The following is a 12,596-nucleotide window of genomic DNA, read 5'->3' as shown; positions in this document are numbered from 1 at the left end:
AGGCTTTATTTTGTTATCCTCACCACTTCCGACTACTCTATTCTCCCCAGCATAGCTGGGGGATTAGACTTTTCATTTACCGGTCTTGTAACATAACTAGAATAAGAAACAAAAGCAAAAACTGAACCTATGGAAATTTTTCCCACGAACACCAAATATCCACCAACTAAATAAATAAGAATTGTTACACCCCACTCTAAAACAGCATCCCCAAAAATATTCCATGTCTCAATCATGGTTCCTTTCATTTCAACCGCTAACGATTTACAAATCTGTTTTAAAAATTCGCATTTTCTTAATTCATATAGATTCCACAATTTAATTTCTTCCACAGTATTAATTGTATCGCCAAGCCATCCTCCAAATTGTTGCTCAACTTGAATATACATTTTCATGTTTTTCTCACGCTTTTTAGCAAGACATTTTACTAACACGTATTTCACTGGAATTACTATCACTACAATGCATAACAGTTCAGGACTCAACAGCATAAGTCCAGCAAGTCCACTAATTACACGAAAAACATACGAAAAGCTCATCACTACATATCTATCTGTCATAGACGCAACCTGAGATACATCGCATTGTAACATTTGCACTATTTCCATACTATTTTTCATTTGAAAATAATGTTTTTTTAAATGCAATAATTTTCGAAATACATTGCAATACAAGTTCTTATAGAATGAATTATGTATTTCTGCAAAAGTTTTTGCCTGCACAACTTCAATCATTAAATATACCAGCACACAAACAAATAAACCGGCTACTCCATTAACAATTTGGGGCATATTTTTTTCGAGTATTCCGATGTCTGTGATCTGTTTTATCAATAATGGTTGCAGAAATACAGTTACTGTAGAAACAATAGTGCTTATACTCAAAATACCTATTTCTTTTTTATATTTGAGTAACTCTTTTAAAAAATATAAACATTTATTATTCTCTATTATTTTCTTCATTGTTCACAAATATAATATTTTTAATCCTTTAAGCAAACACTGATTCCTATTAGTCCAACCATACACACCCCAAGAAATATGTCCATCCAGACTATTTTCCCACTTTGCTTTTCTCCACTCGAAGGAGCCTTAAAAAATACTTTTTCAAAGCCTGTATCATTTTTATCAAAATATTTTTGTCCTATAACCTCTTCTTTCGTTTCATTCTCCTTCTTCTCAAGCCAATACTGGATCGAAATTTCCTGCATTTCTTCACCACCATATTCGGCTCTTTGATTATCTTTTGCAAGTTCTTCCGCTATTTTTCCGCCAAAAATCTTCATCGCACTATCTTGACTTTCTTCATAGGGTTTTCCAGCTCCCAAAAATAAAAATTGTCCTACTTTCTCCACGCTATCTGGAATCCGTATTTTTGACAAAGAAGAGCAATACATAAAGGCATTATCACCAATGCTCTCTAAACCATCATAAAAATAAATCTGTGTGATTCTAGTTCCCTGAAATGCGCTTTTTCCTACCTTTTTTAGTGTTTTTGGCATTACAATGCTGATAAACCCAGCAGTTGTATCACTGTACTGACCATCTTCCGCAAAGGCAGATTCCCCGATTTCAACAATGCCTTCGGATATCTGCACTGCCCGAAGATCCGTTTTTCTCAAAAAGCAGGAATCTCCGATTCTCGTCACTTCTTTCCCACCTACTTCTTTCGGTGTGACAATCACGCTTTCCGTCCCGATATAGTTTCGTAAAGTTACAGTTTCATCTTCTTCCACGCTATACTGGTAATCTCCCTCTTGGAGCCAGTCTGCCTGTAGCGAAACCTGTGTCGTTCCAGATTCCACTGCAAAAACGTCTTCCCGCCATACCAGCACCAGAACCATCGCTACGATCATTATCATTCTTTTTTTCTTCATGAACACCTACTTTCTGTCCAGCAATATAGATGCCGGGCTTTCTCTAGTTATTTTGCCGACTTGCAGAATTAATATCAAAAGGAAAAGATCTAAAATACCAAGAATCATCCCCGTCATGATTTTCCAGTTCCACTCAATGGACAAATCCGTATCAACAGTTACTCCCGTTGATTCATACGCAGCTATTTCGCTTGTCGGGAGCGCGTTTTTAATATTTCCCGACAGATCTTCATTTTCCTGCTCCACTTTCTCAGCCTGATTCGAAATCATCCGATCTGCGAAATACTCTGCTGTTGGTGTCGCACACAGCGCCGCAAAAACCAGGGCAATCAAAACCGGAACCAAATTCTCCAAAACGAACTGTCCTAAAATCCTTTTTCTGTGTTCCCCCATCGAAAGTAAAATTCCAATCTCACGTTTTCGCCCTTTGACTGACAGGCTGGTCAGAATGCCGAACAGTAAAATTCCGGCAGTCACAAATCCTACGATCATATATCCTATCAGACGATTCAATTTTTCAACAGGTTTCGCAACCATCTCATACCATTCCTTGTTTCGAATCAACTGATAGGACCATTCTCCAGATTCCAAATCCTGCTGTGATATTACCATTGGCTTTACGCTGGAACGTATTCCATTTTCATCGGTCTGTACAACATCATCCACACTTCCTATTTTTATTTTGTTTTTTGTTTCTTCTATGAATGGTTCAACTGATTTTGTATCTTTCAAATAGACCGTAACTGTATTAAATCCCACATTTTGAATTTTTAATGCTTTCATAGAATACTCGCAGAAAATATCCAGTGGAATAAAAATTAAATTATTGTGCCAGTCATTCACAACGGAATCGGACTGATAAACCTCTGGAGTTCTGTAAATGCCTCGAATTTTGAAACTAATTTCTTCCGGGGCACTTACTTTATAGTATTCGATCGTTCCCTGCTCCATTTTATATTTAACAGTATCGCCCACATGGAGATGATTTTTTTCGGCGTATTTTTCTCCTACCACAGCTTCGTATTTGCCCCGTTCTCCGTAGCTCAGTCCGCTTCCTTCCACAATCCTGTAACCCTTTGCCAGAAAATAGGTATCGTATGCGCAGTCCAGTGTTCCAACAGCCGTCATCGTATACATGCCTGAATCTTTCAGATAACCTTTTAGGCGCTGTTGTGTCTCCTCGCTGATATATGTTTCCGTATCCACCGGATCAAGCCAATATGTTCCCGCTTCCATGGTGTACCCCTGAACATAATTGCTGTCAATGAACTTTTCTACGATTGCGGACGGGATCGCATATACAGTACATGATTTTCCAGCTTCTCCCTCGGCCGGCCCGCGCAGAGTAATAGAGTTGGCCAATGTTTCCTGTGCTCTTTTCACTTTATTTCCACTTGCAATTCCAATCATCAGCATAGAAAATATCGCCAGGAAAAGTACTAAAAACAGTATGATATACATCAATGTTTTCGCAGGAGTACTTCTTAATTTTCTGCTTGCTCTTTTCAACATATTCTTTCTTCCCCCTATATATTTCAAAATGCGACAAGCTTATGTTTAATTTTCAAGTGTCCAAATAATCCTATCGCTCAATTTTTCTATTTGAGAATCACTTTTAATATCAACAACTGATATTTTTTTCAAATGCTCAAAATCCCTTTCCTTGTCAATTAATTTTAAAAAACACATCTTTTTTTGTTCAAAACTCGCATCCATATCAATTGCAAATTCTGATATTCCAATATCATTAATTGTAATATCATATCTTTTTTGAACCTCATCTTTAACATGACTAATAAACGCTTCTTCATAGCGCATATATAGTAGCATCAAAACACTATAATCTGGTTCTATTGCACACATAAACAATTGTGTAGTAATGCCAAAATCATTAGAATATTGTGGATTAAACGAGAGACATGCTCCTGGTATCCCAACAATTACAATATCATAATCTTGTTCTAACCGCTTTACAGCCGCATTTATATTTATAATTATCTCTTCATTCCTATTTTTCCCATTTAAATATTTCTTTTCAAAGCAAAATGTATCTTTCCCAATTAATCCATTTAATCCAGAAACAATTGCTGCAACTTTATATCCTTTTTGTTTCAAACATTTTTGCAGTTCTAATTCCATTTTCAATTTTCCACTATTTTGTGTCAAACCCAAAACGCAAATAACCGGAATATTTATCTTTCTTACTCTTAAATCGTCACACTTTTTTTGAATTTTTAATTTTTTAGCAACAACGACATTTTCATAATGCTGATCTATCTCTAAACTGTTCCTGATATTATTAATAGAAACTATCGTTATGGATTTCTGCTTTGCTGTTTTCACCACGCTCTTTATATATTCAGGCGATGCATCGTGCCAACTTTCAAGAAGAATTAACACTTCACATTCTTTTATAATATTACCTATTCCCTCCTCTATTATTATCTCACTACCATCACAACGTTGAATTTTTTTCCCGCAAAGTCCCCATGCTTTTATTGAAGCAATATGCATAATTTCACCATATCTACATTCATGTATGTTCTCAAATAGTGTTATACTTTCTTGATCTACCGGAAATATACCTACTCTTTTTAACATTTTCATTCATACTCCTCAAATTTATAACCAAGTTCTTTTAAAGTACAGTAATTTTTCATTGCCTCTTCAAATCCCCCTCTAACCTTCCAGCAATGTTTTTCTATTTCTTTATTTGAAATATTTTTAGTGTCATCTGCACATGCTATACAAATTGTGCAATGTTGATATGCCCAACAATCCTTACACCGGTCTTGCGAATATCGTTCTATATTTAGCAAATTTAACACTTTGTTTTTATCTATTCCTTTTTTTATATCACCTATTTTGGAAACTTCTGATATTTCACTCACTCGCTCACACGGATATATATTTCCTTCTGCTGTTACAAAAATTTTTTTCGCGCCTGGAATACAGGGACCACTATGATGATTTACCTTTGAAATCTCTTCTTGCATTTTTTCCTCATGTTGTTTAATTTCTCTCATTTCATTATCAAATTCTTCTTTTACTGCTCTAGCCACAAATTTTTCATTAATTCGTTTTAATTTTGAAAGAAAACATTTAAAATATTCATATTCCTGTTCTTCAACAAATTCTCCGCTAAATTCACATTGTTTATCCGTATAATTATCATTCAAAACAGATATTCTACTCAAATTTTTCGAAATCAGCCTATCTTTATCCAAAAACTCATATATTGTTCTTAACTCATTTTGGGGATCTAACACTGTGTTGAAAGACACATTTTTTTTATAATATTTTCTGTCCATACTATATATCATTTTCATGCTATCTCTCAATTTTTCAAATGATCCTCTATTACTTCCTGCAAATATTCTATTTTTATCGTGCACTTCTTTAGGCCCATCCAAACTAAACATAATTTGTATATTATTTTTAATAAAATACTGAACAATTTCTGGTGTAAACAACGTTCCATTAGTGGTCAAATTAAAATGTACCGTTCTTTGGCAATATTCTCTCTTCACATACTCAACTACTTCTTTTATCAATCTGAACATTAATAATGGCTCTCCGCCATAAAATGATATATATATGTCTTCGCTAGACATCGAATGCCCATACAAATAATCTACTGCTTCTTTTGCAGTTTCCCAGCTCATTTCTTTTTGACTATGATTTCTATTTTTGTAATCACCAGAATAAACACAATAACTGCAACGCAAATTACATTTTTGTGTCACTTGCAAAACTAACTGATTCATTCTATTTTCTAAATAAGATTCTAAAAAGTCCGTAGCAAAATGTTTTACCTCTTCTACCCGCGTTCTTTTCAAATATCCTTCATTTATTAGCTTTTCTATTTCTCTTTCCGCTTTTTCATCCCAAATATTGTTTTCCAAAAAATTATATGTTTCGAAAGACACCTGAATAATTTTATCAGTATTCACATCATATACATAATATTCTTTTGCAGTTTTGAAACAATGAATAAATGGTTTATGCATGTTCTTTTCCTCTTGTTTTATATGCTATTTCTTTGTTAATCAATTTTATTATGTCATCAAATGTATCAAATTTTCCAGCCACAATATCTTTTTCCTTAAAATGAATATCAAATTCTTTTTCTAACTCCACATATACATTTATCAAATCTCTTGCGCTGAATTTTAGATCATTTCCTAAAAGCTTTTGATTTTTCCAGTCTTTTTTCTGTTCTAAATTTCTATATTTCTTTAATATATCTTTCACTTTTTCTTCTATCATTTCTATTCTCTTTCATCAAATCTACTATTGTCAGCATTTTTACTCTACAACAAACATATCAACATTTTAACAAACGCTATTTCAAAGGATCTATAATACTTCTAGCCATATTCTTAAACGATTTTTTATAATGCTTAAATCAACTTTTAAACTTATCCTCTAATTAAAATGAGGACTACCACTAATTAACACTGTAGCAGCCCTCATCTTTCTTACATTTTAGTGATTAGCATTAGATCCAAATACACTTGTGTATAACTGATTCTGCGCCTGAGCTTTCTGAACATAGGCAGACCCACACGTAGAAAAGCATGTGCATGAACACGGTCCATTTGCATAAACACTCACATTATTTCTTCCCTTATGTTCTTTCTTTTTAAGCGTTTTCTTCATTTGAATACCTCCCTTCGAGCATAATTTTATTACCCATTGCGATCGCAAAAGTAATCCAGTAAATTTTAGTCGTCTAAAAGTTGCATTATTATCCATTTATATGCGTTATAACAATTTTCAAACTGCATTTGCTCCATCCTTGTTTTCACATTCCATCCTTTTTTATCAAAAACCTCAAAATCTATCAAACTATTACTTTCAAATATATTTTTATCCGTTTGAATAATAAGCACATCTGGATTGTATATTGTATTTACTGCCATTATTAACGTCTCTGTCACATTCCCATGCGTATAAAATTCTAATGGAATTTCTGCCACGCAAGACTCTTTTAGGTTCTTTTCTGATGTTAATACTATACACTCATAGTCTTCCTTCCCAAAACACTCATATAACAACTTTGCCCCAATAACAGTACGTGTTAAAATTATCGGAATTGACCACGCTTTATTATTCACAATCCCATTCCATTCCAATTCTTTTTCATAGATACATTTGTTTATATGATTCATAATAAATTTTTTTGCATCTTGGTATGAACCTTTTTTATTTTTCCTTAAATAACATATCAAAAGCACAGTAATAATCGGAGCTGCAAAACTATTTGATTTGTATTCTTTCCCAACAATCTTCTTTAAAACGTCATCAAAATTTAACTGTATCGAATTCATTTCCGAAAAAGGAAATGATTTAGACACCGAAATTTCTTTTTCCTGCAATTTAGCAATATAATTTCTTACCCCGAAAACCCCATCAAAGCATGCCGGCCATGTAGGAAAGTTTGTATTTGATAGCGCTGCACATAATATCATTTTATTAGAAACCATTTGTTTTATAATATTTTCTATCTTTTTTGCATCTATATAATTTGTTGTTCCAACACTCATATGCACAAGTTTTATCTTTTCTTTTAAGCACCATTCTAACGCCGCTTTGAATGAATCAATGCTACCTCTTTCCCCTGTTTCCATAATTTTTATAGAGATAAATTCTACCTCTGGGCAAAAATATTTGATGATACTATAACACTTATCGCCATGTGTTAGTTTATATCTCTTTCTAAACAGATTATCTTTTTTTTCAGAATTGCACAAAACAACTTTTTTATTCTCATCAACATAGTATTCATTCTCACTCAGAAACAGCCCCCCTGCTGTCCCGTCATCTATAATTACATATTTTCCATCGTTTTTTTTATTTTTCATATGCAAATAGTCTTGTTCAGCTTTTCTTTTTCGTCTACATACTTACATTATATCTATATTTCTTCTTTTTTCAATGTGCTTTTTGTACATATTTTCAGTTTTTATTCATTATAAATTCACATAAATATTTTTTTCACAAAAACATGTAATTTTTTTTATATAAATACGTATATTTATAGATATTTCTTTTCATATCAGTTCAACCCCCATATTTTCCACAACTCTCAACTTTTTCCACTAATATCCTATTTGTTCTTTCATTTCCATTCTTATCCCCTTCTATCTAGCAGATTCTTCCGCTCTCAACTTCAGAGAAAAAGCGGTCGGCGTGTGGGCGGCGGATGCGGTGGGAGGGGAGAAACGTGCCGGGGCGCGGGGCATTGATTTGGGTGGGAGCGGAACCTGACGCGGACGGGACGGAACGGGGGAGATGAAATCCGGCTCACAAAGCCGGATTTCAAGAGACACTGAGTCGGGAAAACATCAGTTTTCCTGACGAATTGTCTCGGTGCTCCCCCGTTCCGTCCCATCCACGCCAAGGTCTCCGCCCCACCCAAATCACAGCCCCGCACCCCGGCACGTTTCTCCCCTCCCACCGCATCCGCCGCCCACACGACGTCCGCTTTTCCTCGTCCCCCCTCCCACCAAAAAACGGCCCCACAAGGAACCGTTTTTTCTCATCTTATAATACATTCTTCAACAGCATCAGCACCGGATTATTCTCCCGAATCCATGCCAGCGCCATATCGCCCTGGATCTGCTTCATGCATACATTCCCCCAGTGTGTCGCCTGAAAGCAGTACACCACCGCAAAGAAAATCCAGATCCACAGCACCGCACGCACGACACCAAGTCCTGCTCCTCCCATGCGGTTCAAAAAGCTGATCCCCGGAATCTCCGCAATCAATTCCACAATTTTCACCGCAATCGTCACGAAAACAACGGCAAGCACCAGCGTCAGAAAGAAAGCAATCCCTTTCATAATCTTTTCCGATACTGCCTTCGCCGCATAGGATGCCAGACTGTGCAGCTGTTCCTCCTGGTACTCCTGCACCGCGCCGCTTCCGAGAATCTGGTTCACCAGCTCCTCCGGCACGCCCATGCTCTCCAGCCATTTCTTCTGCACATACTGGTTTTCCCCCGACAGAAATTCATTGTTTTCAAATGTCTCTAAACATTTCTTCTCCACATACTGCGGCAGCTCCGTCCGCTCATTCAGCACATCCGTCACATACGGATTCATCCAGATCGCCAGTCCTGTCACCAGAATCAGGGACACCATGGACAGCACTGTCCGGACCAGCCCCTTTTGATATCCAGCCAGCGCGGAAAGAATACACACCGCAAGTAATACGTATCTCAGCCAATTCATGTTTTTCTTCTCCTATTTCAGCCGGATCATCGAAACGCCGTCCTCCTCCGCGAGCAGATACCGGTTCTGCCCCATGCCGAGGATCTCGTGAATCTGTGTTTCGCTGACCACGCCGCTGTACTTCTTTCTTCCCTTTAAGGTATATACACACAGCTCCTGCCGGTTCGTCAGCAGAATCTGTTTTTCTTCTATCTGAAGGTTCTGGTAATAGAAATCCAGATTTTCATCCGCAAGCTGCTTTCCTTTCAGATTGTAGATTTTCATCCGGTAAGGATGATCGTCGCTCTCCCCGCGCAGAATCAGAACCACGCGGTCGTCCGCATACGCGCAGCTTAAAATTTCTCCATCTTCTGATACGCTCACTGTCTCTTTCGGCTTGCTCGTTCCTTCATAGATGCGGAAGCCATTATCAAAAAAGGCAACCCAGAAGGATGTTCCCGCGGTTTCGATCTGCGGGCACAGCATATCGGTATAGCTCGATGAGCTTGCAAGGTTGTCCACCAGATCCTCACCCCTGCTTCCGAAATTGTAGAAAGCGACCTGTGATTTCATCTTGCCGCCGTCTTCGTAAGCGTAGGAAACCGCCATCCAGAGTCCGTCCGAAGAAAGCGAGAGATCCATCGGATAGCCCGGACTGTCCATGTTCGGGTGGGAGGAGGCGATCTCCGTTCCATCGGTATTATAGTATTTGATCCAGCTCTCCCCGTTGTTTTCCAGAATCGCCGCAACGACGCCCTGGCCTGCAACGGATGCTTTCACGATCGGATACGACGCGGCAATTTCGCCGGCCTTTCCATCGGCATCGTATACAACAATTTTGGTTCCGTTTTTATCGTAAATGGCAATTGCATCGCCGCAGGATATCATCTGCGGATTTTCCATGGTATAATGATCGCTCCAGAGGGTCTGATTTTTCCGGTCGCGCAGTTCGATGCCGTCGATACCGTAGCGCACGATCTTATTTCCGGATTTCTGAAACATATACGTATCGGTGTCCTCGGTCTCTGTTGCCTGTACTGTGTCGTATCCCTGAAAAGTACGCAGCTGAAGCCATACCCCTGTACCAATTCCGGCCGCGAGAATGGCTCCTGCAAGGATTCCAACGGTGATCCGGCGTCTGCGTTTTCTTTTTCTGTTTTCTGCTTTATACTCCTCAAGATCCCGGACTTTTGCTCCGTTCTCCTGTTCTTCTCTGTTTTTTCCGTCCATTTTCATTCCCCTTATGTTCTTTTCGGACTTATTTTCTGCCGCCCTTTCGGCCGCAGTTTGATTCCGCTCTAGTGTACCATATTTTTCTCTATTTTGGGAGGTATATTTTCTGCCCCGCATATATGAGATCTTCTACCGCGATCTGGTTCAGTTCGCAGATATCTTTCACTCTGCTCATCGTTCCGTAATATCTCTCACTGATTTTCGAGAGGCTGTCCCCCTTCTGTACGGTGTACTCCTGCCAGACCTGCGCGGCGGTTTCTGCCGTCTCACTGCCGGAAGCAGTTCCCGGGGCGGACGATGGCTCTGCTCCCGGTGCTGCATCTGTCTGCGCCGTACCGGTATTGTTCTCCGCTGCACCAGTCTGCTCCCCGCCGGATGCGCTTTGCTCTCCGCTGCCTGCCGGATCCGTTCCGGATAAATTCTGCTCCTCACTTACCGCCGCGCTCCCGCTCTCATTTTCCGTTTCCAGTTCCGTTCCTGTGCTTTCCGGCGTCGAAGTATTTTCCCCTGTGTTTCCCTCTTCCGCCGCTGATGCTTCCGCTGCACTCTCAGCCGTCTGTGTCTTCTCTCCCTGTACGTTTCCCGCCACTGCTACCGTCTGCTCCTTTGTTTTCCCCGGAAACGACAGCGCATCTCCGTATTTCTGCGTCACCGTCACAAGAAGCGCCGCAGCCGCGCATGCTGTCATCGCATAGAGGATCGGCTTTCTGTGATCGTGTTCCGGCTCCTCCCCGCTCTTCTCCTCAATCATCTTCCGAAAATCGCTGACAGCGCGGTCGGGCACGCTCTCTCCGTTTTCGATCGACCGGTTCTGATTCTGATCGATCAGATACGACTGCATCGGCTCATTCTTTTCATAATAAATGTAAAAGCCTCCCGTGCTCCGCAGGGTGCCGCCCTCGTACGTATAGAAAGTTTCCTCTTTTTCCTGTCCGTTGACGCGGAACAGCGTCTTGTCATTTCCGCCGAAGTGGTTCAGATGCGCTCGGATGATCTGTTCATTCAGATCCTCCCCGTATCCCGGAAGAGAAAGTGCCCAGCCGAGGATCTGCTGGTTTTTGAAATATTTTTCCATCACATCGTGGACCTCCGTCCATACTGCATCATCGAAGACCAGGTGATCCGGCGCCGGCTCCATCGTTTGAATCGCGGCCGCGCTGCGGATAAAAAAGTAGGAAATTCCGTCCGCCCACTTAAATTCGCCGAACAGCATGGCGGCACGTCCCTCCGGTGCGGAAAAATATTTTTTCAGAAAGGTTCCGACATAATCTTCCAGATAAATCCGCTCCCTACCGTTCGTATCACCGACCTGGCGGATATTTTTCGGCAGATGAAAGTATCCCTCGTTGCCGTTCGCCTGCTCTTTGTTTTCTTTATAGACAATCTCAATCATGCTTTTCACCCCTTTTTGCCTACTTTATCACGGATGTTCCGCGAAAAAGATCGTTTTGGGGCAGGGCTGTCACGGTTTTTTCCGACTGTTTTCCCGTTTTTCTGCACCGGAGGGCATGTCATGTTTTTTTCATTGCAGGAATAGTTTATACCATATACGGTTAAACTGTGGATGATTCTTCTGAAAGGCAGGTACCGGTCATGTTTCGAAAAAAAGACGCCGAAGTTTACTACATCAATGAGCGAAGCCGCAGCGCCAGCGAAGAGCTGGCGTCGCTGTTTTCTTACTGCATTCAAAAGGACGGACGCATGTTCCGTGAACTGGTATTTCTCTGCATCGGAAGCGACCGGATCACTGGGGATTCCTTAGGACCGCTGATCGGGTACCAGCTTTCGCCGTACTGCAGCCGCGTTTTTCATGTCTATGGAACGCTGGATGACCCGGTGCACGCCCTGAATCTACCGGACCGGATTTCGTACATCCATTCCCGCCACCCGGAGGCACTGCTCGTTGCGATCGATGCTTCGCTTGGTTCGCGGCGTCATCAGGGATACATCACGATCGGAAACGGGGCGATCCGGCCGGGCGCGGGGGCAGGGAAGACGCTGCCCGAGGTCGGGGATATTTTTATCACAGGTATTGTGAATGTATCGGGCAGTTTTGAACAGCTTCTTCTGCAGACAACCCGGCTTGCCACGATTTTCCATATGGCGGAATCCATCTCTCAGGGAATCCTGCTCGCCTGCCGGGAACTTGAGGCGGCCGGGACAAGCGAACTTCTGCTTTAAGAAAAACTGCAGACAACAAAACAGGCAGAGACTGCACCGTTTTCCGGTGTGGCCTCTGCCTGTTTTCTTTTGTCATTTATTTCGAAAA

Annotated in this window: 11 protein-coding genes; 1 reads left to right on the top strand and 10 read right to left on the bottom strand. The window is 40.3% G+C overall.

Features of this window, described 5'->3' with window-relative positions:
• Nucleotides 1-32 precede the first annotated feature (32 nt).
• The 10 genes from I2G42_RS05370 to I2G42_RS05325 form a co-directional block, all read right to left on the bottom strand.
• Entirely contained in the window at nucleotides 33-962 is a 930-nt protein-coding gene (locus I2G42_RS05370) for an ABC transporter transmembrane domain-containing protein (protein WP_195530818.1), read from the bottom strand.
• A 20-nt stretch (nucleotides 963-982) separates the two neighbouring features.
• Complete coding sequence (locus tag I2G42_RS05365; RefSeq protein WP_022463281.1) at nucleotides 983-1,876, bottom strand: leucine-rich repeat domain-containing protein; 894 nt, start codon at nucleotides 1,874-1,876, stop codon at nucleotides 983-985.
• Between the two features lie 6 nt (nucleotides 1,877-1,882).
• Nucleotides 1,883-3,292, bottom strand: coding sequence for an ABC transporter permease (locus tag I2G42_RS05360; RefSeq protein ID WP_158554998.1), 1,410 nt, complete (start codon nucleotides 3,290-3,292; stop codon nucleotides 1,883-1,885).
• Between the two features lie 141 nt (nucleotides 3,293-3,433).
• On the bottom strand, nucleotides 3,434-4,477 hold the full coding sequence (locus tag I2G42_RS05355; protein ID WP_195530817.1) for a P-loop NTPase family protein: 1,044 nt from the start codon (nucleotides 4,475-4,477) through the stop codon (nucleotides 3,434-3,436).
• A gap of 2 nt (nucleotides 4,478-4,479) precedes the next feature.
• Nucleotides 4,480-5,886, bottom strand: coding sequence for a Cys-rich peptide radical SAM maturase CcpM (ccpM, locus tag I2G42_RS05350; RefSeq protein WP_055265672.1), 1,407 nt, complete (start codon nucleotides 5,884-5,886; stop codon nucleotides 4,480-4,482).
• Entirely contained in the window at nucleotides 5,879-6,145 is a 267-nt protein-coding gene (locus tag I2G42_RS05345; protein ID WP_055226866.1) for a hypothetical protein, read from the bottom strand. The genes ccpM and I2G42_RS05345 overlap by 8 nt, the downstream gene beginning before the upstream one ends.
• Nucleotides 6,146-6,603: 458 nt before the next feature.
• Entirely contained in the window at nucleotides 6,604-7,743 is a 1,140-nt protein-coding gene (locus I2G42_RS05340; protein WP_055226864.1) for a S8/S53 family peptidase, read from the bottom strand.
• Nucleotides 7,744-8,425: 682 nt separating this feature from the next.
• On the bottom strand, nucleotides 8,426-9,115 hold the full coding sequence (locus tag I2G42_RS05335; protein ID WP_195530816.1) for a CvpA family protein: 690 nt from the start codon (nucleotides 9,113-9,115) through the stop codon (nucleotides 8,426-8,428).
• A gap of 12 nt (nucleotides 9,116-9,127) precedes the next feature.
• Nucleotides 9,128-10,324, bottom strand: a complete 1,197-nt coding sequence (locus I2G42_RS05330) for a DUF5711 family protein (protein WP_195530815.1) — start codon at nucleotides 10,322-10,324, stop codon at nucleotides 9,128-9,130.
• A gap of 88 nt (nucleotides 10,325-10,412) precedes the next feature.
• Complete coding sequence (locus tag I2G42_RS05325) at nucleotides 10,413-11,720, bottom strand: LysM peptidoglycan-binding domain-containing protein (protein ID WP_243277148.1); 1,308 nt, start codon at nucleotides 11,718-11,720, stop codon at nucleotides 10,413-10,415.
• A 200-nt stretch (nucleotides 11,721-11,920) separates the two neighbouring features.
• Between I2G42_RS05325 and yyaC the strand changes: the two genes are divergently transcribed.
• On the top strand, nucleotides 11,921-12,508 hold the full coding sequence (gene yyaC, locus I2G42_RS05320; protein WP_022463275.1) for a spore protease YyaC: 588 nt from the start codon (nucleotides 11,921-11,923) through the stop codon (nucleotides 12,506-12,508).
• The last annotated feature ends 88 nt before the right edge of the window (nucleotides 12,509-12,596 follow it).

It is taken from the genome of Fusicatenibacter saccharivorans (assembly GCF_015557635.1).
In the GTDB taxonomy this organism is placed as follows: Bacteria; Bacillota; Clostridia; order Lachnospirales; family Lachnospiraceae; genus Fusicatenibacter; species Fusicatenibacter saccharivorans.
Note: the sequence above shows the minus strand (reverse complement) of the source record. Positions and strands in the feature narration are given on the sequence as shown.